A 24,207-nucleotide genomic window follows, 5' to 3' on the forward strand; every position below is an offset into this window, starting at 1 on the left:
TTTAATTAATAATAAAGTTATAGACTGTAATAATCGACTTTTGTATACTGATTAATATATAAAAGGAGGAATTATTGTGAAAAAGTTATTGGTAATAGTTGGTTGTTTATTATTTTTTGCTGCAAGTTGTGGTAATAAAGTTGATGAAGAATTTTTAGAAGGAACTTGGATAAGTCAAAATGATGCAGAAGGAAAAATAATTTTTGATGGTGAAACTGTTAAATTAGGTGAGAATGCAACTAGCCAAACTTATGCTATAGCTTCTGATGACAATGGTAAATTTAATATAACTTTCCAAAGAGAAGAAACAGGTGGTATTGAAACTTACTATTTCCAAAAAGAAAGCAAAAATAAAATTAAAGTAACGAAAGCTGTTTTAGATAGTCCAAGTGATGAAAGATTAGATGAAAAAGATTTAAATACCGAATATAAAAAAGAAGATACAGGATTATTTTCAGGTTTTTTTAATTTTCTAGGAATAGTAATAGTGCTGGGATTATTATTTATTATAGGCTATTTATTAAATAAAAGAGTGAAAAAATAATGTTAAATATTATACATTATTTTTAATCTCTGTTTATCATAGGTTTGCAATTATAAATTTAATTTTTTTAGAAATACATTCATCTTTATTTTTAATGTTTATTGAAATATCAAAATTTTAATTCTTCAATTTGAAAAATTATGAAGAAATCATGAATGAAATTGAAAATATTTATAACTATTTTAGTGAAATTTCTATAGAAGAGCTAGAAATGCAACTGAACAATGTGATATTTCAGAAGCACGTACACAGTCAGGTATACTTGCTTTACATTTAGAAAATATTTCAAAAAATATAAATGAATATACAGAGCAAGAATTGAGTAAAATAACTTATACAATTTCAATAACACAAAGTGAAATATTTAGGTTACTATAGTTAATTTGCATGTGTAGTTAAAATTTTATGTAAATTCAATGTCTCTTTTTAGTAGCTTTTCAAATAAGTCTAAAATTATGAAATTAGCTATAATAAAAAGTGAAATACTAAAGTGATCCTTTAAAATTTATCTGCTGTAAAATATAGAAGTGCAATAATAAAAAATGTCTATTTATAAAAATGAATAATTTTAAATAACGAAAAATTCATTAATTATATTTAGTTATTATAATTTAGTTAAAAATATTTTATATTGTAATATATAAAATATAAAGAGGTGAGGAATATTTTAAAGGTAAGCTCCATTAATATAATTAAAAAAACTTATTTGGTTTATATTATAAGTATTTTAATACTATTTGGTTTGAACGTTTTAATTCTTATTAATCTAACTAATAAAAATGACTTTTTTTATATGATTCAGATAAATGCTTTAACATTTAGCACTATGTTTTGTTTTTCTTTGATAGGAGTACCCTTATTGTTTAAAGGAGAAATTTGGAAACCTAAATTATATATTAAGGCGTTAATATTTTTTACTCTATCATTATTGTTTTTACCATTTTATTGTACTATTTTGATAGGGATTATACATATATCAAACTTTTCACTAGTTTATTTGATTGAAATAGCTGTATATGTATATATATCATTCATTTTAATAAAGACTATGGTAGATTCATTAAAACTAATAAAAGCTAAATATAGTGATAAAACAGTGGAAACCATAATAGATATATACAGTAAGTTGTTTAATGTTTTGTCTTTAATAATGGTATTAATAACTGCCTATTTAGGAATGGCAGGTTTTGGAATTGGTAGAAATATTTCACTTTATACCTTATTAATTACTATTGGATTAATAGTGATTAATATTATTTTATACATATTTAGCTATGGTAGTTATGCAAGAATATTTTTAAAAGACTTATTAAATGGTTTTAGAAATTAGGAGAAATAAAAGACTCATTTTGTAACCAGTAACTTCAACTTAATAGTTATGAAAAGTTTAAAGGCCATATAGTCAAGTCATACTATATGGTTCATTAATCTTACTATATCTTCTGCCTTATTAACTCAAAGAGGTAATAACTAGATAAATAACGCTATTGCATCGTCCTTCTTCCTGTATCTGAAGAATATTGGGAAAGTCAAAATTTAAGTAATAATGAAGAATTTATTGAAAAATTAAACTAAGTCGGAAAAATTAAAAGACAAAGAAGTGAGTTTTATAATTAAATGAGTTGGAAAATACCATGTTTATTACTATAGACATGGTATTTTATTATGAAATTGTATTTTTCCTTTAAATATTATTGTTTTTCTATATAATAAAGAATAATAACAAGGAGGGATGGATATGAAAACAAAAAACTTAAGTATCAAAATTGTTATTGCTTTAATTTTAGGTATTGCTGTAGGTTCAATCTGTAATATGTTTGCACAAGCACAATTTGTAGAGGGCATTGATAAATATGTCTTTAATGTTATTGGACAAATTTTCTTAAATCTTATATTTATGTTAGTTGTGCCAGTAGTATTTGTATCAATTGTGCTAGGGGTAGTGGGTGTTGGAGATCCAAAATTATTAGGGGGTATTGGATTAAAAACACTAGGATTTTTCTTATCAACTACTGCTATTGCAATATGTATTGGTATTGCGCTTGCATTAATATTTAAACCTGGTGATGGTCATTCTGATTTATTAAAAAGTGAAGATGTTTCTAGTTATCAAAAAACATTAGATAAACAAAGTCAAGGCAGTGATAACGCTGCAGAACAAACGTTTGATCAGACACTTATAAATCTATTTCCAAAAAATCCACTTCAGGCAATGTCTGAAGGAAATATGCTACAAATTATCACCTTTGCTATTTTTATAGGTGTAGGTATTATCATGATAGGTTCAAAAGCACAAATAGTGCACAAGTTTTTTGAACAAACTAATGAAGTCTTGATGTATATTATAACGATGATAATGAATCTATTTGCACCAATTGGTACATTTGGTTTAGTAGCTCATGCATTTACAGGGGCAGGATTCGGTGCTATTAAACAATTAGGTATGTATTTCTTTATTGTTTTACTCGCATTGTTTATACATTTCTTTGTCGTCTATGGTTCTGCTATAAAATTCTTAGGAAAATCCAAACCATTGGAATTTTTCAAAGGCTTTTTACCAGCCATTACATTAGGTTTTAGTGCATCAAGTTCAACTGCAACTTTACCTGTATCAATGAAATGTACGAAGAAAATGGGGGTACGACCAGAAATTGCGTCCTTTGTTCAGCCGCTAGGTGCAACGATCAACATGGATGGAACTGCAATAATGCAAGGGGTAGCTACAATATTTATTGCACAAATTTCAGGTGTTGATCTATCACTTATGCAATTAATTACAGTCGTAGTCATTGCAGTAGTGGCATCGATTGGTACGGCAGGAGTGCCAGGTGTAGGCTTGATCATGCTTGCCATGGTACTAAATGCAATAGGATTAAATCCTGCAGCCATAGGTATTATTCTTGGTATAGATAGACTACTAGATATGACAAGAACATCTGTAAACATTACTGGTGATGCAACATGTGCACTTATTATTTCAAAAAATGAAGAGAAAAAATTACAACGCAATCAATCTGGGGCTAACGAACCAGTTTAAACATAATAAAAGGCTGGGACAATATTGTCCTAGCCTCTTTGCATATTGGCAGTAGCTGACTGTATTGAAAATGCGCTTCAAACCAAGCTTTTTTCAACGCTAGTCATCCTTGCCGGGGTGGGACAACGAAATCATTTTTTCAAAATCAGATTTCTGTCCCACTCCCTTTAAGTTTATGCAAAAACTATAGTTTTATTACCTGTTGTGACAATTACTTTATGCAAAACGTGATATTCTACTGCTTGAGCTAACACTTGTGACTCTACATGACGACCTGTTTTACGCAAATCTTGGACATTATAACGGTGGTTGATACGTATAACGTCTTGATCGATGATGGGTCCTTCATCTAAATCAGACGTAACATAATGCCCCGTAGCTCCTACAAGTTTGACGCCTCGTTCCCATGCTTGTTTGTATGGGTTTGCTCCAATGAATGAAGGTAAGAACGAGTGGTGAATATTGATGATTTTATGTTCATAATGATTAACGAAATTATCTGATAGTATTTGCATATATTTAGCTAAAACGATAAGTTCAGTGTCATGTTTGACACAAATATCTAAGATTTTTTGTTCAACTACTGGTTTTTCTTCATTACTTGGTACGTAATAAAAAGGAATATTGAAACTTTCGGCAAAATGGCGATTGTTTTCATGGTTACTAACAACACAAACGATTTCGGCTGGGATTTCTTCACGTTGTACACGTAATAATACTTCGTTAAAAGCATGATCTTCTTTTGAGACAAATAACGCAATTTTCGTTTTGACAGAACTATCAAATAGTTCATATGTAATATTGTGGCTTGCTAATTCCGTTTCTAATGCTGCCTTAACACCATCTACCTTTTCAAACTCAAAACGTAAGTATAAATTACCTTCAGTATCATTTTTATTATCATACTCAGTAAAATGATCTAAATGTAAAATATTAGAATTATATTGAGCTATGGTGCTAGTAATTAAAGAAGTAATACCTACTTTATCCTTACATGTTGCGAGTAACATATATTTATCATGCATTGCTTTCCACTCCTAATTTTTAAAAGTAACTTTGATTATAATGAAAATTCTGACAACTGTAAAATTATATTATCCCAAATATGAAAAATTAATGAACTTTAAAATTAACGATGAATAGTAACTAAAAGTAGGTTATAATATAATGTAGTGATTTTAGTAAAAAAGAGTAAAAAGTTAAAAAAAAGAAGCGATTACATATGTAAGATTCCGAATACAAGATTCTGCACAAGTCTGAAATGTACGAGTATGGTTGGAAACCGTTAGATTATTTTGACAATTGTGCCAATAATAAAATATTACGAAAAATGAATTTCACTCTTTTATTTTAGTTAAAATTGTATTAAGATGTAATTTGTGTTTCAAGAAGCGTGTATTATTGCAATTTCTTGTGTCCGGATAAAATATTTCTTTTATGAAAGGTAGATTAAAGTAATGGATAGACAAAGTTTTACAGATTTAATTCAAACAAAGTTCAAAATGGTGCGTATTGAGGCAGGGTATACACAAGATACTATGGCTCAAACAATAGGACTATCAAAGAAAACTTTAGTTCAAATAGAAAAAGAAAGAGTATTACCAAATTGGACAACTTGTGTATCGATTTGTGCATTATTTAGAGATTCAGATGTACTTAACAGTACATTCGGATGTGATCCATTAGAAATGGTACAAACTATTTCAAGAAATCATTGTGCGTATCCAAATCACTCAACTACAAGTGATATATATTGGAATACTGTAGATACTCGTAATGGTTACATATTACAAAGTAATAAAGTAAGCGATATTTACAGAGTGTTAAATCAAGAAACGCAACCAATTTTTGGTACTTCAAAATTAAGAGAAGCAGAAACGTACTTTGGTAGAATTTCAAAAGAAGAATTAATGCATGTATAATAAGTAATTCGAAGTGATAGTAGGATTATTAATATAATATGATATTTAATGATTTAATCACTGTATAGAATAGACCTATATCATTAGGTCTTTTTTATTTGTTCAAAGTATCATATAGATTTAATGATGTAAGTACAATAATTATAAAATACTGGTTTTTCAATATATAATGTTTGTGTGACGAAGTTCAATTTAAAGGAGTGCTACAGCATGCATGCATTGCTAATAATATTATTTATGGTTATTATAGGTGCAATTATAGGTGGAGTTACAAATATCATTGCAGTTAGAATGTTATTTCATCCATTTAAAACGTATTATATCTTTAACAAACGTGTCCCATTCACACCGGGACTGATTCCGAAACGTAGAGGTGAAATTGCTACAAAAATCGGACAAGTTATCGAAGAACACTTATTAACAGAAAGTTTAATAAAAGCAAAGTTAAATACTGCGACATCACAGCAAGCGATACATGATATGATTACAGAACAAATTGGGAAATTAAAACATGACAATGCTACAATACACCAATTTGCTCAGAAATTTGATATTGAAATTGCGACATTAGTTGAAGATAAAACAGATCATTTTATTTCAGATAAACTTCAAGCATACTATGACAATCACTATACAGATTCGATTGAATCAATAGTACCAACTGAAATGACAACACTCGTAGACGCTAAAGTCGAAAATTTACATGAAATGCTTTTTGATAGAGCAAATGCATACTTACGATCGGCAAAAGGTACGCACGACATTGCCTCAATGTTAGATACATTTTTTGCTGAAAAGGGCAAAATTATTGGTTTATTACAAATGTTTATGTCCAAAGAAAGTATCGCAGATCGTATTCAAAGTGAATTAATACGAATGACAAGTCATCCAAAAGCCAAAAGCATTGCTCAAGAAATCATTAAAGATGAATATAGCAATCTAAAACAAAAACCGCTACATGAGGTAGTAAATGAAGAACAATTTGTGACTTTAAAAGGTGCATTTAAAGATTTAGTTATTGGTTATATGCAAATAGATAAAAACGTAAATAAACCATTTAATCAATTAATGCCGAATTTTATTACTTATTTAGAGTCGACATTCACTACTAAATTAACGCATATAATCATTGATAATGTTTCACAAAAGTTATCACCAATTATGAAAAAAATAAACTTACGTGGTCTTGTTGAAGAACAGGTAAATTCATTTGAGTTAGATTATATAGAAAAATTAATTATCGATATTGCTAATAAAGAATTAAAATTAATTATGTCTTTAGGATTTTTATTAGGTGGTATTATAGGCGCATTACAAGGTGTAATTGCTATCTTTGTATAACAAATAAAAGTATGTTATTGTATTATCGATGTGGTTAAAAGACACACATACACAGAAGGAGTGAATAAGTTATGGCAGTAAATTTATACGATCATGCAAACCAACTAGAACAAGCTTTAAGAGAAAGTGATGAGTACCAAGCTATTCAAAACGCTTATGAAAATGTTAAAGCTAATGAAGAATCAAAAAAATTATTCGAAGAATTCCGTGAAACTCAATTAAGTTTCCAACAAAAACAAATGCAAGGTGAAGAAATCGGTGAAGAAGAGCTACAAAAAGCGCAAGAGCAAGCTCAACAAATCGAAAATGATTCTAACATTTCTGAATTAATGGCTGCTGAACAAAAAATGAGCCAAGTATTCCAAGAAATCAATCAAATCATTGTAAAACCTTTAGATGAAATTTATGCTGACTAATCAACTTGATTAATCGGATAGATTATAGCCACAACACAAATATTTGTGTTGTGGCTTTTTGTTTGTCGACTGAAATGAAAAGAGTGTGATAAAATATAAATGTAAAAGTGCGTGTTAATCTCACCATAGGAACATTTCAATGTTACATGAATCATTATCACGTCATCTTTAAAAATACCCTTGTACAAAGGAGATCTATTGGATATGGTTAAATTTATTCATTGTGCTGACTTACATTTAGATAGTCCATTCAAATCTAGAAGTTATTTAAGTCAATCAATATTTGAAGATATGCAAAATAGTGCTTATGAAAGTTTTACAAGAATTGTCGATTTAGCCTTAACTGAAGAAGTAGATTTTTTAATTATTGCAGGTGATTTGTTTGATCAACAAAACAGAACATTGCGTGCTGAAGTATTTCTAAAAGAACAATTTGAGAGATTGAATAAAGAACAAATATTTGTATATATTTGTCATGGTAATCATGATCCACTGTCAAATAAAGTTGGAACTGAATGGCCAGAAAATGTTTCTGTATTTTCAGAGAATGTTGAAACATATCAAACAATAACTAAAAACGGAGAAGAAATTTATTTACATGGTTTTAGTTATCAAAATGATGCCAGTTATGAAAATAAAATAGATGCATACCCATCTAGTCAAGGTCAAAAAGGCATACATATCGGAATCTTGCATGGTACTTATAGTAAATCAAATGCTAAAGACCGTTATACAGAATTTATACTCGAAGATTTAAATAAAAAACTGTATCATTATTGGGCATTAGGTCATATACATGAGAGACAAACGTTAAGTGAAATGCCACAAATTCAATATCCAGGTAATATTCAAGGTAGACACTTTAAAGAACAAGGAGAAAAAGGGTGTCTATTAGTAGAAGGAGATCACTTAAAATTAACAGCTCAATTTATAGCTACACAACACATTCGTTTCGAACAAGCTCAAATTACTTCAGATAAAACTACTAAACAAGGATTGTTTGAAGAAATTCAAAGCTTTAAAGCAAGTGTTAGAGAACAAGGTAAGGCAATTTATCGACTTGATGTATTAGTTAATTCTGACCAGGCTATATCACAACAAGACAAATTGCAAGTCCAAGAGATGATTAGTGATTATGAAAAAAATGAGCATAATTTTGTGTTTATAGAAGATTTAAATATCGTACCAAATGTAGAAAGTAGACACCCGCTCGTGAATGAATTTTCTCAAGATTTAATAAATGATGATAATCTATTTGAACGAGCGATGAACGATTTATACTTGAATCCCAAAGCATCGAAGTATTTAGATAATTTTTCAGAGTTTGATAGAAGAACATTAATACAACATGCGGAAAACTTGTTAAAAGAAGACATGGGAGGTGAGTAAATTGAAAATAAAATCTTTGGATATTTATGGTTACGGTCAATTCATTGAAAGTAAAATTGAATTCAATGATACTTTTACTGAAATATATGGAGAAAATGAAACGGGTAAATCTACAATACAAGCTTTTATCCATTCTATATTGTTCGGCTTTCCAACTAAAAAAGAAAACGAGCCAAGGCTTGAACCTAGATTGGGAAATCAATACGGTGGAAAGTTAACGTTAATTACGGACGATGGTTCAGAAATCCAAGTTGAACGAGTTAAAGGTAGTGCTACAGGTGATGTTAAAGTATATTTACCTAATGGTGCTATTAAAGACGAAGACTGGTTGAAACAATACTTAAATTATATTACTAAACGTACATATCAAGGCATATTTTCATTTGATGTTTTAGGACTGCAAGATATTCATAAAAATATGAATGAAACTCAGTTACAAGATTATTTGTTACAAGCAGGCGCATTAGGTTCTACCGAATTTACTAGTATGCGTGCGCAATTACATGAACGTAAAGATGAAATTTATAAAAAATCTGGACGGAATCCTACAATTAATCAACAACTGGAACAATTAAATCAGTTAGAAGCTCAAATTCGTGACGAAGAAGCTAAACTAACAACGTACCAAAGATATGTAGATGATAAAGACAAAGCAGAGCGACGTTTAAATAATTTGAAGCAAAATTTGGCACAATTATCGAAAATGCATAACGAAAAACAAAAAGAGCTTGCACTTCATGAACAAACACAAGAATGGAAATCATTGGAAGGTTCACTCAATATTGAACCAGTACATTTTCCAGAACAAGGTATTGATCGTTATGAAACTTCAAAAAGTCAAATCGACACTTTAAAAACAGACATTAGCTTACGTGAAGAGAAATTAGCGCAATTAGAAAATGAAAATAATAGAATTAATGTCGCTGAAAAACAAGATATAGAAGCAATTAATGCGTTGTATCAGCAAGAGAACAAAATAAAGCAACAAGAATTTGAACTTAAATCATTAGATAAAGAGATACAAGACAAACAACGTGAAAAAGCTGGTCTGCAAACACATATAGGCTGGCAAGAGATTTATCATGACGTAGACAGTTCGGAAGCTATGAAGAGTCATGTCAATGAACAGATCAAGGTGAAACAAGAGCAAGCAGCCTATATACAACGATTAGAGCGAGATATAGAAGAAAACAAAATTGATAATGAAACAAACGATGGCGAGCTAGATGCTTTAGAAGCAGATATCGTTCCAGAAGAAACATTTGAAAAGAAAAAACAACATAGCCGTCAACAATTTGAGTTAAAAGAAAAAAATAATCTTTATCATAAAATGAAAGAAGCATTTGATAACGAACAAAAAGAAAAGGAACGTAAACAAAATTTATTAAGAATGAGCCTTATCGTTTTATCTATTATTGGTTTGGGATTAACGATTTTTGCTTTTATGTCTGCGAACCTTATTTTCGCTATCGTCTTTGCAATCTTGACAGTGGTCTTTATTGTAGGCGTGTTCTTTGTCAAAACTAAACAAGTTGGTCACAGCGAAACTTTCTCTAAAGAGATAGAAGATTTAGAATCACAAGTTGCTGACTTGGAACAAAATTATGATTTAGATTTTGATTTAGATGAACAATATCGCATTAGAGAACAATGGAATAATGCTGTGAAAACACAAGAAGCTTTAGATAAAAAAGAGCAATATTTGAATAATAGCTATAGTCATGCGCAAAAATTATTTAATAATGCTGAAACTAATATTTCTAATGCAAAGACAGAATTAAATTTATCTGATAAAATATCAGACGAATTAATTATAGATATTATAAGTACTATCAATAAAGCCAAAGAGTTTGATACACATATTAACGAATTAATTCAACAAAGAAATAACTTAAAAGACGATATTGACAACTTTTATAATCATGCACAAGAAGTAACTAAAAATCAGTTTACACAATTTAATGCACTCGCGTTTTTCCATGATGTTAAACAATGGTTAAATGAGGCTAGAAGTAATTTAGAGCAATTCACACGTAATAGTGATCAAATTAAATTAATAAAAAATGAAATCAAACAATTGTCATTAAGATTACAAGAAAATCAAGACGTTGTATCTCAATTGTTTGAACATGTTAATGTTGAAGATGAAGAATCGTATTATCAACAACATGAACGCTATCAAAAGTATCATCAACAACTAAACAGGTTTAATGATTTATCTAAGTATCTAGAAAATCAAAATTATTCCTATGATGATAATTCAAAATTAAGTAGTAAAACGTATGCACAGCTTGCACAAGAAGATTCAGTTCTATCAAAACAAGTCGATGACTATAATGATCAATTTCTTGAACTACAATCTGAAGTTAGTGACTTAAACTCTAAGATTACACATATGGAAACAGATACGACACTGGCAAATCTACGACATCAATATCATATATTGAAAAATCGCTTGAATGATGAAGCGAAAGATTGGGCAAGTTTAAGTTATCTGCAAGCACTTGTTGACGGTCACATACAACAAATTAAAGATAAAAGATTGCCTCAAGTTATTAATGAAGCAACGAGTATCTTTAATCATTTAACAAGTGGGAATTATGTTCAAGTAACTTATGCTAACAATGATTTAATGGTTAAACATAGCAATGGTCAAATGTATTTTCCTGTTGAATTAAGTCAATCAACAAAAGAATTGCTATACATTGCATTACGTTTGAGCTTGATTATGACATTAAAACCGTATTATCCGTTTCCAATTATTATTGATGATGCATTTGTTCATTTTGATAAAAAACGTAAAGAATTGATGTTAAATTATTTAAGAACATTACCACATGATTACCAGATTTTATACTTCACATGTATGAGAGATTCATCTATACCAACAAAACAAATCGTCACTTTAAATAAACCTGAGGAAGGCGGTAAATAATGAGAAATGTTGAGAAACTTAATGCAGGAGATTCAGTAGATCATTTCTTCCTAATTCATAAAGCGACACAAGGTGTTACAGCACAAGGCAAAGACTATATGACTTTATATTTACAAGATAAAAGTGGAGATATAGAAGCTAAGTTATGGACAGTTACTAAAGAAGATATGAAATTATTAGAACCTGAAAAAATTATTCACGTGCTTGGTGATGTTATAAACTACCGTGGACGTAAGCAGATGAAAATTAATAAATTTAGATTAGCAACTCCTGAAGATAATATGAAAACGCAAGATTTTGTAGGTGGAGCACCATTAACACCAGACCAAATCCAAGAAGAAATTTCACACTATATGTTAGAAATTGAAAATGCTAATTTGCAACGTATCACACGTCATTTGATTCGTAAGTATCAAGATGCATTCTTTACGTTTCCAGCAGCTAGTTCGCACCACCATAACTTTGCCAGTGGATTAAGTTATCACGTTTTGACAATGTTACAAGTTGCCAAATCAATATGTGATATTTATCCGTTGTTAAATCGTAGCTTATTATATAGTTCAATTATTTTACATGATTTAGGAAAAGTTAGAGAGTTAAGTGGACCGGTTGCTACCACATACACGGTCGAAGGAAATTTATTAGGACACATTTCCATCGCAAGTGAAGAAGTATCAGAAGCAGCGAAAGAATTGAATATTGAAGGTGAAGAAATCATGTTGCTTAAACATATGATTTTAGCCCACCATGGAAAAATGGAATTTGGCTCACCTAAGTTACCTCATATTAAAGAAGCTGAAATCTTATTCTTTATTGATAATATTGATGCGAAAATGAATATGTTTGAAAAAGCATATAATAAAACTGAAAAAGGTCAGTTTACAGAACGTATCTTTGGCTTAGATGGCAGACAATTTTATAAACCTACAGCGTTAGACTAAATAAAAAAACGACACGTATGATAAAGTTCATACGTGTCGTTTTTATTTCTATTGTCCAGATGACATAGCAGGGCTAGCACCTTGTTGTTGTTGCTGTTGTTGCTGTTGTTGCTTGATTTTCTCGGGATCTAAAATTGAATCTTCAATTGCATTTTTGATATCTCTATCTTTATAGTCTACTTTATATTCTTCAAGTAATGATTTGTATGCATCTGTTAGTAGTTTAGGTTCTTTTTGAACTTTTTGTTGTATAATTTGTGATTTAAGTTTACCTTTTTCATCATCGAAATCAGATTCTTTATCTGCTTTTATGATGTGATAACCGTAATCTGTTTTCACAATATCAGATACTTCACCTTCTTTAAGTTTAAATAAGGCTTTTTCAAACTTGTCATCCATTTGTCCTTTAATGACGTAACCTAAGCTACCACCTTTTTTAGCAGAAGCTGTGTCTTTAGATTCTTCTTTAGCAATATCACTAAATTTATCAGGGTTTTTATCTACTTCTTTTTGTATTTTTTCAGCTTTTTCTTTTGCTTTTTTATCTGATAAACCTTCTTTATCGTCTTTATTTTCTTTGACTTTAATTAAAATATGAGAACCTTTTTTAGTATCTTCTTTAATCTCTTTATCAGATATATCAACTTTTTCATTTAATAATTGTTTTTGATAAGTTTGTAATTTTTTTTGCTCTTTGTAATCATCTAAAGTCATACTTTGTTGTTTTAACATGTTTTCAAATTGATCTTTACCACCGTATTGTTTTTGTTCTTTTTCAATTTCTTTGTCAATTTTTTCTGTATCAACTTTATCTTTATATTTATCAGCTAGCAATTTGTTCAATAGAATTTGGAATGAACTATTAGCAATTTGTTCATCACCCATTTTATTCATAACATCTTCTACTTTAACATCTCCAGCTTTTGAAGAAATTAGCGTATCTTCTTTAGAATCTGTAGTATTATTGCCGCATGCGTTTAATAAAAGGGCACTTGCAGTGACTGGTATTAAGACTTTCTTAAATGATTTCATATGTTGGAAACTCCTTTTGTAATAATAACAAGGTAAATATAACATAAACTCAAGATTTGACCAATTATAAACTAATGATATAAGACTATAGTATTAGTTGTTATAGCCTATAGAGTAACTACGCTATACAAAAGACCTATTAGCATATTATCAAATTTTTTCTGTAAATGGTTGTGAAATGATAAAACCTACAATCGATGTTTTTAACAAGATTGTAGGTACTTTTGTCATATATGAATAGCTTTATTCGAGTTAACGTTTATACGCGATTGGATTTTAGTTGTCTGCGTTCAACCCAATTTAAAATATTTATACCTGTTTGGTGTTCTTCGATATGCGTCCCTTCATTAGAAAATACGATGATTTTTAAATAGAGGAAATCCATAATAGAATAACCAATATTGAGTGCTAATAAAAACATCAAATAGTGACCTATGAATGGAAAAAGTATGCAAAGATAAATGCAAATTGACGAAATGATGATAAATGGCATAACCAAATCAATGCAAAAGTATATTTTATTGATAGGTGTATTTACGTAAGTATTATAAAAAGGTACACGCTTTTGGCGTATAAGTTTATATTTTTTAAAAGATTTATAATAAGGGAACAGAAAAATTAAATGTATAGCTTTATGCACTGGATAAAGCAAAATAACGATAACAAGAAATAACAAAAAATATCTATCTGTTAAGGCAGTGTTTGAAAAATAATGCATAATTTCAAAACAAACTAAATAGGAAATAATGGTTGCAACAAAGCTTAAAAAAGCAATTCTTGGCAGACCAAAGCGTGCATTAATATCAATATGACGTGAGCATAAAAACATACACCAATTCTCCTTTAAATGATAAGTGTAATATATCTAAGTATTATCTACCGTATTGAATTAATCGTCAAGATAGTTTTATAAAAAATAGAGACATTACACGCATAACTAACGTCAATGTCTCTATTAAATACTATTAATTTAACTATAGATTATTTATCTTTTTCAAATGTTTTACTTATTTCTTCTCCACGGTTTTGTAGATTTTCTACATGTGATTGGATACGTTCAATATTTGGGTTGATATCTGCTTTAAACGAACCAATCATTTCTTTAACTTCATCACCTATTGAACTACCGAATTCAGTACTTTCTGATTTGATTTGAGCGACATAGTTTGTAATGTCGTTAATATTTTGTTTGATTGAATCTACTTCACGACTTAATTCAGAATCAGCGCCTGTTGGTTTTACTTGATTACCAGTTAATTGGTTTTGTGTTTTATTTTCACGATTCATTAACACGACACCAACACCAGTAGCAACACCTGCACCTAATCCTAATAATACTTGAGCTACTTTCATAAATACTCTCCTCATTTCTAAAATATCTCAATAATTAATATTACACTATTACCCATTTTAAAGAATAATTAAGCATTATTATTCAAATTGTGCAGCGATCTGTTTAGCAATAGTTTCTTTTTGTGCATCGTCAATTATATCTTCATGCGTTTCCCATTTATAACCGAAACCATCAGTATCATTTTCATATCTTGGTAGTAAATGGAAATGTAGATGGAATACAGATTGGTCTGCAAATTCACCATTATTTTGAATTATATTTAAACCATCTGGATTAAATGCTGATTTGATAGCATTTGCTACTTTTGGCAAAGCTGCACCGATATGTTTCATTGTTTCTTCATCGGTTTCGAAAATATTAGCTGATACTTTTTTAGGTACTAATAACGTATGACCTTTAGTTACTTGAGAAATATCTAAAAAGGCATAAACGTAGTCATCTTCATAAACTTTGAAACTTGGGATGTCACCTGCGATGATTTTACTAAAGATTGTTTCAGTCATATAAACTACACTCCTTGTATCATTGTTATGGACTATTATAGCATTCCTTGTTATGATTCGTAATATTTCAACTATATATTTATCACTGAAATTATTTTTTTGATACAATGTATTTTATGGAGGTGCGAAATGACAGTAAAAGTAGAAAATCTAACAGGTGGGTATGGTAAAACACCTGTAATTAACAATATAAATTTTGAATTGAAATCAGGAGAAATAGTAGGGCTGATTGGACTGAATGGCGCAGGGAAAAGTACGACTATTAAGCATATGTTAGGACTACTTAACCCAATGCAAGGTAAGCTTTCTATTTCGAATGTTGATATTAATGAAGATGTTGAAAATTATAGAAAAAAATTGTCTTATATACCAGAATCACCAGTCATATATGACGAACTAACATTACAAGAACATATTTATATGACAGCAATGGCTTATGGTATAGATAGAGAGACTGCTATGGAACGTGCAGAACCATTACTACAAACTTTTCGCCTTAAACAAGAATTAGGTATATTTCCTAGTCACTTCTCTAAAGGGATGAAACAAAAAGTCATGATAATATGCGCTTTTATCGTTAATCCTGAATTATATATTATTGACGAACCTTTTCTTGGTTTAGATCCATTAGGTATACAATCAATGTTAGATTTAATGGTAGAAAAGAAAGAAGAGGGTAGAACAGTATTAATGAGTACCCATATTTTGGCAACTGCAGAGAAATACTGCGACCGTTTTATTATACTAGATAAAGGTGAAATCGTAGCAATAGGTGATTTAGCAAGCTTACAGTCGCAAACTGGAATGACAGATAAAACACTAGACGAAATTTATATCCATGTTACTCAAGGTGGACAACAATCATGAGTCAAAGTGCAAAAGCTTTATTTAATAGAAGAAAGCAAGCAATCACAAAAGAAAAGCAATATTATAATAAATTTATTTTTAACGGTCATTTTTCAGTCTTTTTAGTTATATTATTAGGTGCTTTTATTTTGGGTTATGGTGAATGGTTACAAACGATGCCTAAAAATATTAATTATGCGTTGATTGTCAGTATAATTGTAGCTATTACATCACTGTTTCCAATAAGAACATTGCTGAAAGAAGCAGATAAACTCTTTTTATTACCGTTTGAACAACATATGAGTACTTATATGAAGAAAAGTCTTGTTTATAGTTATATGTTGAGAGTTGGGATGCAAATTGTTATTGTTCTCATATTCTTTCCACTATTTTATGTGCTGAATAATCAGACCTTTAGTTTTTATATTGTATTTGCTATTGTTGCACTCATAAATCCAATGTTAGGTTTGCTGTTAAAATGGCAATGGTACAAGTATAAATTAGAAGGTTGGTCAGTACATACGTTATTGTTTATTCTATACACGGCTATGTATTATGTAACGTTAGAAGTTAAAAATTTATCTGGCCTACCTATCGTAATAATATTAATAGCGTTAATTGTATTGCTGGGTTATTTAAACCAAAAGCAATTGTTTCCGTGGGAACGAATGATTAATGCTGAAGAACAACATCATATGAACTATTATAAATTTGTAAATATGTTTACAGATGTAAAACATATCAAAACAACTGCAGTAAGAAGAAGTTATTTAGATCCTCTTTTACCTACACCTAAGGGGAAACGATTTAATGAAAATAATATGTATTTATATTTATTTATCCGCAGTTTTGTTAGAGGTAAAGATGCATTTAACATTATCTTAAGGTTGATTTTGATAGCAATCGTCTTAATGGTATGGCTTGACCAAATGATAATATCATTAATAATCGGAAGTTTATTTATGTATATTATTATTTTGCAAATGGCACAATTTTATACGCAACAAGCCTATGGTTTGTGGCCACAAGTATGGCCAGTGTCTGATGCTAAAGTGATTAAAGGATACGAACAATTTTTATATCGGTTAATGACTATTGTAGGTGTAATATTATTTATCACTTATACAAGTGTGCAACCATTGTTTTTCTATTACGCTTTAATCTTTTTTGTAGTGGGTGCTATCACAATTAGAAATGTGACAAAAAAACTTAAATATCAAGAAGCTTTATTACGAGATTAAACAAAAAGGGTGGGTCATAATTGATATGACCCAGCCTCAATTTATATTGCCAGTAGATGACTGAAAATGCTCGTTAATCAAGCTTTCAATTCTAGTCTTACAAGCAGGAGTGAAACGATGAAATCATTTTTTATTAAAATCAGATTTCTGTCTCACTCCTATTTTAGTGTATTAACATTGCTATTTAATTATCATCAATTGGATATAAAAATCTTTCGAAGTAACTAGAATGTTGCCCGCTTAGTCCAAAGAATTGACTTAATGCAAGCTTATCGAAGTGATTTTTAAAAACAGAAGATGCTTTAAAGTCTTCATAAGCACTACGTGATTCAAAACCAAAGTAAATTTTATAAGTTAAACCTTGATCTGGTTTCAAGAAACGATAAGCTCTAAATCCAGCAAACTGTTTGAAATCTGCCGTAACCCCTTGGAGTGTTTTTTCTAATTGATAGGCATGATCTTCGGATGCAGGTATGAATATGACCGAATAAAAGTAATCTTCTTTTAAATCACCTTCAGATTTTATAACTTCATAAATCAGTGGTTCTTTTAAGACAGTATCATTATCTGTTTCTTCTAGAATTACTGAAGAATCTGATGTCGAAAATTGTAGTAAGTTGTGATTAGGATTATTCAATCGGATTTGATTTAAATAACCAAATGTTCCATAGGATGCATAGATTTTCATATCGTTGGTCCCCCTTAGTTAAATAAACATGTAATAAAAAATTATGCTTTGGTAATATTATAATAGATTTACATTAGAATACAATAGTCAAATGATTAGAAAGCAATAAAGTACACTCTATGGCATTTTTATAACATTTATGCACTTTAAAATACGCAGGGTAGTACAGTATGATAATATAGATGAGAATGATTATAATCTAGGAGGAATCGCAGGTGCTTAATAAAAATAACACAATACTACACATGATAAAAGGTGAACCAGTTGACCATACACCTGTGTGGTTTATGCGACAAGCAGGGCGCTCTCAACCTGAATACAGAAAACTAAAAGAAAAGTACTCATTATTTGAAATCACGCACCAACCTGAATTATGTGCATACGTAACACACTTACCTGTTGATAATTATAATACAGATGCTGCCGTGCTATACAAAGACATTATGACCCCTTTACAACCAATTGGCATTGATGTAGAGATCAAGTCGGGTATAGGACCTGTAATTCACAATCCAATAAAATCTCTACAAGATGTTGAAAAATTAGGGAAGATAGATCCTAAGCGCGATGTACCATATGTATTAGATACTATTAAATTACTAACTGAAGAGAAATTAAATGTGCCATTAATAGGTTTTACTGGAGCACCATTTACTTTGGCAAGTTATATGATCGAAGGAGGTCCTTCGAAAAATTATAACAATACTAAAGCCATGATGTATTCCGACGAAGAAACGTGGTTTGCATTGATGAATCATTTAGTAGAAATGTCTATTACTTATGTCTCAGCACAAGTAGAAGCAGGGGCTGAATTAATCCAAGTATTTGATTCATGGGGCGGAGCATTAAATGAAGAAGATTATGCTTATTATATTAAGCCTGCCATGGATAAACTCATTACAGGAATTAAACAACAATACGATGTCCCTGTAATTTTATTTGGTGTAGGTGCAAGTCATTTAATCAAACAATGGGATAGTTTACCAATTGATGTTTTAGGATTAGATTGGCGTTGCTCTATTCAACAAGCTCAAGATTTGCATATCACCAAGACATTACAAGGGAATTTAGATCCTTCATTATTATTAGCTCCGTGGGATGTCATAGAACGAAAATTAAAACCAATTTTAGATCAAGGTATGGCACATGGTAAACATATATTTAATTTAGGGCACGGCGTTTTCCCAGAAGTACAACCACAAACATTGGAGAAAATAACAACATTTGTACACAATTACACTAAGCGATAAGGGTTTGAATTTGCATTGATTATTAAAATGCGCAGAAATGATTGATAAAAAGGATGATAACACAATGAAAAAAACAGTAGGACTATTAGTTATGGCATATGGTACACCATATAGCGAAAGCGATATAGAAGCTTATTATACAGATATTAGACATGGTAAACGTCCATCAGAAGAAGAACTACAAGATTTAAAAGATAGATATGAATTTATAGGAGGCTTATCACCTTTAGCAAGTACGACACAAAATCAAGCTGAAGCACTGTGTAGTACCTTAAATGATGCATATAGTGATGTAGAATTTAAATTATATATAGGTTTAAAACATATTCAGCCATTTATTGAAGATGCAGTTGAAGACATGAACAAAGATGGTATTACAGAAGCAATAACTGTAGTGTTAGCACCACACTTTTCAAATTTCTCCGTGGGGTCATATAATAAAAGGGCTAAATTAGCAGCAGATGATTATGGAATCTCATTGACACACGTTTCACATTATTACCATCAACCAAAATTCATTCAATATTGGACTGAAAAAATTAATGAAACATTAGCAACAATTTCACCGGAAGAACATGATGATACTGTATTGGTTGTATCTGCACATAGTTTGCCAAAAGGTATGATAGAACAAAGTAATGACCCATATCCAGATGAACTGCATGATACAGCAGAATTATTAAAAGAAAAGTCTAATATCATACACGTTGCAGAAGGTTGGCAATCAGAAGGTAACACAGGAACACCATGGTTAGGACCTGATGTGCAAGATTTAACTAGAAAACTTGCACAAGAACATGGATATAAAAACTTCATTTATACACCAGTTGGTTTTGTTTGTGAGCATTTAGAAGTGTTATACGATAATGATTACGAATGTAAGGTAGTTTGTGATGAAGTTGGAGCAAAATATTATCGTCCAGAAATGCCTAATACTGATCCATTATTTATAAATGCGATTGTTGACGAAATAAGAAATCTTTATTAAAGGTAGTGTGATCCAAATTGGCTAAAAATATTGCAATTATTGGTGCTGGCATTACAGGACTGTCGAGTGCATATTTTATAAAAAAGCAACAACCCGATGTCAATGTCACAATTTACGAAGCGACTAATCGACCGGGAGGAAAAATTCAAACATATCGCCGGGATGGTTATACGATTGAACTAGGTCCAGAATCCTATTTAGGTCGTAAAACAATTATGACAGAAGTAGCTGAAGATATTGGTCTAGCAGATGATTTGATAACAAATCAAACCGGTCAATCATATATCTATGCTAAAAATAAACTGTATCCAATTCCCGGTGGCTCAATCATGGGAATTCCAACTGATATCAAGCCATTTTTAAAAACAAAACTAATTTCACCTAAAGGTAAATTACGAGCGGGACTAGATTTATTTAAAAAGACTATGCCAATTGAAAATGATATTTCAGTAGGCGCATTTTTCAGATATAGGTTAGGGAATGAAGTGTTAGAGAATTTAATTGAACCGTTAATGGGTGGCATCTATGGTACAAATATAGATGATTTAAGTCTTTTAAGTACCTTTCCTCAATTTAAAGAACGAGAAGCCCAGTTTGGTAGTTTAATTAAAGGCATGCGCTATGAGAAAGAACAACGTCAAAAACAGAACAAATTATATCCTGGTGCGCCTAAAGGCCAATTCAAACAATTTCAACATGGTTTGAGTTCATTTATAGAAGCTTTAGAAACTCATCTACGTCAAGCAGGCGTTAACTTTAAATACAATACACCAGTAAAAGATATTGAAGTATCTCAACAAAGCTATCATTTACACCTAGATAATGAAGTGCAAGAATATGATGGACTTATTGTAGCAACAGCGCACGAAGCATTTATGAAATGGTTTGACCATGACCCTGGATTTGATTATTTTAAAACGATGCAATCAACGACAGTAGCAACGGTTGTCCTCGCTTTTGATGAAGCGGATATTGAAAATACTTATGAAGGTACTGGTTTTGTTATCGCTAGAACAAGTAACACAAATATTACTGCTTGTACTTGGACTAGTAAAAAATGGCCATTTACGACACCTCAAGGAAAAGTATTATTACGTGCTTATGTAGGGAAACCAGGGGATAATGTTGTTAATGAACATTCAGACGAAGAGATAGTGAATATTGTGCGTAAAGATTTAAGTAATATGATGACTATAAAAGGTGATCCTGAGTTTAGCATTGTTAATAGATTACCGCATAGTATGCCACAATATCATGTCGGTCATATCGGACAAATTAAGACCATACAAGAACATATACGTGCTACGTATCCAAAACTAGCTATCACGGGTGCACCTTTTGAAGCTGTCGGTCTTCCAGATTGTGTAATGCAAGCCCAAAAAGCAGTAGATGACATTTTATCAGAACTATAAATCATTTTTAAAACCTTAACTGAACAATTTAAAGGTGAAATGAAGATTTTTAAGAGAATATTTAACGAGCTGATTTTAACTGGAACATTATTAATGTTCCAGTTTTATATTTATAGAAGTAGCTAAACTTGAATAATAAGTATAATATTAATATATTTATATTGTATGTATAATCGGTTTCAATTTTAGATTAGGAGGTAAAATCATGACGGATATAATAATAGTACATTCTAAACATGGTGATTCAAGTAATCATTGGTATGAATGGTTAGAAAACAATTTGATATTAGAAGGATACGACGTTACATTATTTAATATTGCTATAGAAAGTAATGACAATTTAGCACAGTGGATAGAAGAGATGAAACGACAAATATCAGTTAAGAAAGAAGATACATATTTTGTGACACATGGTTTTGGAACGTTAGCAGCATTAAAATATATTGAATTAGCTGACATGCCAGTAGTGGAAGGGTTATTCTCCATAGCTGGTTTTAAAGATGATGCACAAGCTATATCAGAAGATTTGAATACCCAAGATTTTACTTTAAATTATGACATTATTAAAAGTAAAGTAGGTGAGTTCTATGGTTTATGTGCAAAAAACGATCAACAAGTCTCGTATAAAGAAACTCAGCGTCTTATTGAAACGTTAGATGGGACATGTAAAGTTACTGAAAGTGGTGGCCACTTTACAGAAGAAGATGGCTTTTCTACGTTTATTAAGTTACAAAGTAAAATGCAAGCAGTGATGAGTAGTTAACTTTATAAAAATTCAATAACTTAACGCTAGAGTAAAAAGCTACTTATTCTAGCGTTTTACAACTTAAAATTATAAAGCTACATGCACGTATTTTACAAAGTTATAATAAATAACAAAATTATTACATAAATTACACACTAAAAATAGAAAATTATCGTTATAATCCTTTTTTACACCAATTTCTTTTGAAAGGTTATTGACTATATAAGCAAAACTTAATATACTAATTAAGTACTTAAGAAAACCACATATAACTTTTAAATTCATGTTAATTAAATGTTAAAAACAATTAATTAATTAATTGTTGACACAAAGTTAAAGAAATGTTATATTAGATAAGTAAGCCAATAAAAGCCAATTAATATTATTACCGCGGGATGGAGCAGTTCGGTAGCTCGTCGGGCTCATAACCCGAAGGTCGGTGGTTCAAATCCGCCTCCCGCAATTACATAATGGTCTCGTAGTGTAGCGGTTAACACGCCTGCCTGTCACGCAGGAGATCGCGGGTTCGATTCCCGTCGAGACCGCCATTATGGTTCAGTAGCTCAGTTGGTAGAGCAATGGATTGAAGCTCCATGTGTCGGCAGTTCGATTCTGTCCTGAACCATTACTTTTAATGTTGGCGGTTGTGGCGAAGTGGTTAACGCATCGGATTGTGGTTCCGACATTCGTGGGTTCGATTCCCATCAACCGCCCCATAATCGTTAAACGCGGGTGTAGTTTAATGGCAAAACCTCAGCCTTCCAAGCTGATGTTGTGGGTTCGATTCCCATCACCCGCTCCATATTAATTATTGATCCACAGTAGCTCAGTGGTAGAGCTATCGGCTGTTAACCGATCGGTCGTAGGTTCGAGTCCTACCTGTGGAGCCATTGGCCCCGTGGTCAAGCGGTTAAGACACCGCCCTTTCACGGCGGTAACACGGGTTCGAGTCCCGTCGGGGTCATACAAACAGAAGTGAAATATCGCTTCTGTTTTTTTATACTTATATTTGGAGAGTTGTCCGAGCTGGCTGAAGGAGCACGCCTGGAAAGTGTGTAGGCGCCACAAGCGTCTCGAGGGTTCGAATCCCTCACTCTCCGTTCAATACATATTTTGAGCTTTTATGAAGCACCGTAATCCTTGATACAATAGGGTTTCGGTGTTTTTGTTTATGGTTAGTTTTTATAAAAAATGTCACTCTCATGTCAAAATTTAAGGTTTGTTGACATGAAACCTTTGAATCACATGCTACGTAAGACTTCCAGTGTTTTATTTTCTTCTTGTTTTTGACTTTCTTCTAATAAATGACTGTATATGGATAGGGTAGTCGTTATGTCTGCATGACCTAATCTTTTGCTAACATATTGTATAGAGAAACCTTTACCCAATTGCATAGACGCGTGTGTCGTAAGGCATGTAATGTTTAGTTCCCCGTATTGTTTTCCAATAAGAATTCTTTAAAAGTGGTTGTGACTGCTTTATTTGTATTTAACGTCACACTAGTATTAAAAAGATATTGACTACTAATAGAAGTAGGGTTTTGTTTTAAAGTGGCTATTACATATATATGTAATATTTTTACTTATTATAAATTTCTATAGATTTTAACAATATAAGCTTGTA

General features: G+C 30.9%; 21 protein-coding genes and 8 tRNA genes. 23 read left to right on the forward strand and 6 right to left on the reverse strand.

Annotation, left to right across the window (positions count from 1 at the left end):
- Positions 1–76: 76 nt before the first annotated feature.
- The 3 genes from KA845_RS10610 to KA845_RS10620 all read left to right on the forward strand — a co-directional run bounded on the left by KA845_RS10610 (position 77) and on the right by KA845_RS10620 (position 3,581).
- The gene (locus KA845_RS10610) at positions 77–544 is read left to right on the forward strand and encodes a hypothetical protein (protein WP_103388783.1); all 468 of its coding nucleotides are present in this window, start codon (positions 77–79) and stop codon (positions 542–544) included.
- An 859-nt stretch (positions 545–1,403) separates the two neighbouring features.
- On the forward strand, positions 1,404–1,874 hold the full coding sequence (locus KA845_RS10615) for a hypothetical protein (protein ID WP_103388771.1): 471 nt from the start codon (positions 1,404–1,406) through the stop codon (positions 1,872–1,874).
- Between the two features lie 408 nt (positions 1,875–2,282).
- Entirely contained in the window at positions 2,283–3,581 is a 1,299-nt protein-coding gene (locus KA845_RS10620) for a dicarboxylate/amino acid:cation symporter (protein ID WP_103388772.1), read from the forward strand.
- A gap of 173 nt (positions 3,582–3,754) precedes the next feature.
- Here the strand turns inward: KA845_RS10620 and purU are convergent, their stop codons facing one another.
- Positions 3,755–4,606, reverse strand: coding sequence for a formyltetrahydrofolate deformylase (purU, locus tag KA845_RS10625; protein ID WP_210128060.1), 852 nt, complete (start codon positions 4,604–4,606; stop codon positions 3,755–3,757).
- Positions 4,607–5,038: 432 nt separating this feature from the next.
- On the opposite strand from purU, the gene xdrA reads away from it, so the two are divergent.
- The 6 genes from xdrA to yhaM all read left to right on the forward strand — a co-directional run bounded on the left by xdrA (position 5,039) and on the right by yhaM (position 12,525).
- Positions 5,039–5,503 (forward strand): XRE family transcriptional regulator XdrA, encoded by a 465-nt coding sequence (gene xdrA, locus KA845_RS10630; protein ID WP_002509211.1) that lies wholly within the window; start codon positions 5,039–5,041, stop codon positions 5,501–5,503.
- 210 nt (positions 5,504–5,713) lie between these two features.
- A complete protein-coding gene (locus KA845_RS10635) occupies positions 5,714–6,844 on the forward strand; it encodes a DUF445 domain-containing protein (protein WP_002509210.1) in 1,131 nt (376 codons plus the stop codon).
- 71 nt (positions 6,845–6,915) lie between these two features.
- Positions 6,916–7,260 carry a YlbF/YmcA family competence regulator gene (locus tag KA845_RS10640; protein ID WP_002509209.1) on the forward strand — a complete coding sequence of 115 codons (345 nt, stop codon included), beginning with the start codon at positions 6,916–6,918 and terminating at the stop codon, positions 7,258–7,260.
- A gap of 204 nt (positions 7,261–7,464) precedes the next feature.
- Entirely contained in the window at positions 7,465–8,649 is a 1,185-nt protein-coding gene (locus tag KA845_RS10645) for a metallophosphoesterase family protein (protein WP_002509208.1), read from the forward strand.
- A gap of 1 nt (position 8,650) precedes the next feature.
- On the forward strand, positions 8,651–11,584 hold the full coding sequence (locus KA845_RS10650) for an ATP-binding protein (protein WP_002509207.1): 2,934 nt from the start codon (positions 8,651–8,653) through the stop codon (positions 11,582–11,584).
- The gene (gene yhaM / locus KA845_RS10655; RefSeq protein WP_002509206.1) at positions 11,584–12,525 is read left to right on the forward strand and encodes a 3'-5' exoribonuclease YhaM; all 942 of its coding nucleotides are present in this window, start codon (positions 11,584–11,586) and stop codon (positions 12,523–12,525) included. Before KA845_RS10650 ends, yhaM begins: the two co-directional genes overlap by 1 nt.
- A gap of 48 nt (positions 12,526–12,573) precedes the next feature.
- Here yhaM and prsA read toward each other — a convergent pair whose 3' ends face one another.
- The 4 genes from prsA to KA845_RS10675 form a co-directional block, all read right to left on the reverse strand.
- Positions 12,574–13,557 carry a peptidylprolyl isomerase PrsA gene (gene prsA / locus KA845_RS10660; protein ID WP_210128062.1) on the reverse strand — a complete coding sequence of 328 codons (984 nt, stop codon included), beginning with the start codon at positions 13,555–13,557 and terminating at the stop codon, positions 12,574–12,576.
- A gap of 259 nt (positions 13,558–13,816) precedes the next feature.
- Positions 13,817–14,386 (reverse strand): DUF3267 domain-containing protein, encoded by a 570-nt coding sequence (locus KA845_RS10665; RefSeq protein WP_002510552.1) that lies wholly within the window; start codon positions 14,384–14,386, stop codon positions 13,817–13,819.
- Between the two features lie 152 nt (positions 14,387–14,538).
- Positions 14,539–14,910 (reverse strand): YtxH domain-containing protein, encoded by a 372-nt coding sequence (locus KA845_RS10670; protein ID WP_002510551.1) that lies wholly within the window; start codon positions 14,908–14,910, stop codon positions 14,539–14,541.
- 78 nt (positions 14,911–14,988) lie between these two features.
- On the reverse strand, positions 14,989–15,414 hold the full coding sequence (locus tag KA845_RS10675) for an HIT family protein (RefSeq protein WP_002510550.1): 426 nt from the start codon (positions 15,412–15,414) through the stop codon (positions 14,989–14,991).
- A gap of 129 nt (positions 15,415–15,543) precedes the next feature.
- Between KA845_RS10675 and ecsA the strand changes: the two genes are divergently transcribed.
- Together ecsA and ecsB are read left to right on the forward strand one after the other, a co-directional pair.
- Entirely contained in the window at positions 15,544–16,281 is a 738-nt protein-coding gene (gene ecsA, locus KA845_RS10680; RefSeq protein WP_002510549.1) for an ABC transporter ATP-binding protein EcsA, read from the forward strand.
- Positions 16,278–17,501 carry an ABC transporter permease EcsB gene (ecsB, locus tag KA845_RS10685; protein ID WP_103388775.1) on the forward strand — a complete coding sequence of 408 codons (1,224 nt, stop codon included), beginning with the start codon at positions 16,278–16,280 and terminating at the stop codon, positions 17,499–17,501. The genes ecsA and ecsB overlap by 4 nt, the downstream gene beginning before the upstream one ends.
- Before the next feature lie 184 nt (positions 17,502–17,685).
- Here ecsB and KA845_RS10690 read toward each other — a convergent pair whose 3' ends face one another.
- A complete protein-coding gene (locus KA845_RS10690; protein ID WP_002510547.1) occupies positions 17,686–18,189 on the reverse strand; it encodes an antibiotic biosynthesis monooxygenase in 504 nt (167 codons plus the stop codon).
- 215 nt (positions 18,190–18,404) lie between these two features.
- On the opposite strand from KA845_RS10690, the gene hemE reads away from it, so the two are divergent.
- The 12 genes from hemE to KA845_RS10750 all read left to right on the forward strand — a co-directional run bounded on the left by hemE (position 18,405) and on the right by KA845_RS10750 (position 23,684).
- A complete protein-coding gene (hemE, locus tag KA845_RS10695; RefSeq protein WP_002510546.1) occupies positions 18,405–19,439 on the forward strand; it encodes a uroporphyrinogen decarboxylase in 1,035 nt (344 codons plus the stop codon).
- A 64-nt stretch (positions 19,440–19,503) separates the two neighbouring features.
- The gene (hemH, locus tag KA845_RS10700; protein WP_002510545.1) at positions 19,504–20,427 is read left to right on the forward strand and encodes a ferrochelatase; all 924 of its coding nucleotides are present in this window, start codon (positions 19,504–19,506) and stop codon (positions 20,425–20,427) included.
- Between the two features lie 17 nt (positions 20,428–20,444).
- A complete protein-coding gene (gene hemY / locus KA845_RS10705) occupies positions 20,445–21,839 on the forward strand; it encodes a protoporphyrinogen oxidase (protein ID WP_002510544.1) in 1,395 nt (464 codons plus the stop codon).
- Positions 21,840–22,044: 205 nt separating this feature from the next.
- On the forward strand, positions 22,045–22,602 hold the full coding sequence (locus tag KA845_RS10710) for an RBBP9/YdeN family alpha/beta hydrolase (protein WP_002510543.1): 558 nt from the start codon (positions 22,045–22,047) through the stop codon (positions 22,600–22,602).
- 371 nt (positions 22,603–22,973) lie between these two features.
- Positions 22,974–23,047, forward strand: a tRNA-Met gene (locus KA845_RS10715).
- Between the two features lie 9 nt (positions 23,048–23,056).
- Positions 23,057–23,132, forward strand: a tRNA-Asp gene (locus tag KA845_RS10720).
- 4 nt (positions 23,133–23,136) lie between these two features.
- Positions 23,137–23,209 (forward strand) — tRNA-Phe (locus KA845_RS10725).
- 15 nt (positions 23,210–23,224) lie between these two features.
- Positions 23,225–23,300: transfer RNA gene (locus tag KA845_RS10730), tRNA-His, on the forward strand.
- A gap of 12 nt (positions 23,301–23,312) precedes the next feature.
- Positions 23,313–23,386 (forward strand) — tRNA-Gly (locus KA845_RS10735).
- A gap of 13 nt (positions 23,387–23,399) precedes the next feature.
- Positions 23,400–23,474, forward strand: a tRNA-Asn gene (locus KA845_RS10740).
- Positions 23,475–23,476: 2 nt separating this feature from the next.
- Positions 23,477–23,548, forward strand: a tRNA-Glu gene (locus tag KA845_RS10745).
- Positions 23,549–23,595: 47 nt separating this feature from the next.
- A tRNA-Ser gene (locus tag KA845_RS10750) sits at positions 23,596–23,684 on the forward strand.
- The last annotated feature ends 523 nt before the right edge of the window (positions 23,685–24,207 follow it).

The sequence above is a fragment of the Staphylococcus sp. GDX8P114P-2 genome (assembly GCF_017892945.1).
Taxonomy (GTDB): domain Bacteria; phylum Bacillota; class Bacilli; order Staphylococcales; family Staphylococcaceae; genus Staphylococcus; species Staphylococcus arlettae.

Coding starts and splice junctions, on each gene's coding strand:
- KA845_RS10640 (WP_002509209.1), top strand. CDS start 6,916: ATGGCAGTAAATTTATACGATCATGCAAACCAACTAGAACAAGCTTTA.
- ecsA (WP_002510549.1), top strand. CDS start 15,544: ATGACAGTAAAAGTAGAAAATCTAACAGGTGGGTATGGTAAAACACCT.
- prsA (WP_210128062.1), bottom strand. CDS start 13,557: ATGAAATCATTTAAGAAAGTCTTAATACCAGTCACTGCAAGTGCCCTT.
- KA845_RS10645 (WP_002509208.1), top strand. CDS start 7,465: ATGGTTAAATTTATTCATTGTGCTGACTTACATTTAGATAGTCCATTC.
- KA845_RS10710 (WP_002510543.1), top strand. CDS start 22,045: ATGACGGATATAATAATAGTACATTCTAAACATGGTGATTCAAGTAAT.
- KA845_RS10665 (WP_002510552.1), bottom strand. CDS start 14,386: ATGTTTTTATGCTCACGTCATATTGATATTAATGCACGCTTTGGTCTG.
- purU (WP_210128060.1), bottom strand. CDS start 4,606: ATGCATGATAAATATATGTTACTCGCAACATGTAAGGATAAAGTAGGT.
- xdrA (WP_002509211.1), top strand. CDS start 5,039: ATGGATAGACAAAGTTTTACAGATTTAATTCAAACAAAGTTCAAAATG.
- KA845_RS10690 (WP_002510547.1), bottom strand. CDS start 18,189: ATGAAAATCTATGCATCCTATGGAACATTTGGTTATTTAAATCAAATC.
- hemH (WP_002510545.1), top strand. CDS start 19,504: ATGAAAAAAACAGTAGGACTATTAGTTATGGCATATGGTACACCATAT.
- KA845_RS10620 (WP_103388772.1), top strand. CDS start 2,283: ATGAAAACAAAAAACTTAAGTATCAAAATTGTTATTGCTTTAATTTTA.
- KA845_RS10635 (WP_002509210.1), top strand. CDS start 5,714: ATGCATGCATTGCTAATAATATTATTTATGGTTATTATAGGTGCAATT.
- KA845_RS10670 (WP_002510551.1), bottom strand. CDS start 14,910: ATGAAAGTAGCTCAAGTATTATTAGGATTAGGTGCAGGTGTTGCTACT.
- ecsB (WP_103388775.1), top strand. CDS start 16,278: ATGAGTCAAAGTGCAAAAGCTTTATTTAATAGAAGAAAGCAAGCAATC.
- yhaM (WP_002509206.1), top strand. CDS start 11,584: ATGAGAAATGTTGAGAAACTTAATGCAGGAGATTCAGTAGATCATTTC.
- KA845_RS10675 (WP_002510550.1), bottom strand. CDS start 15,414: ATGACTGAAACAATCTTTAGTAAAATCATCGCAGGTGACATCCCAAGT.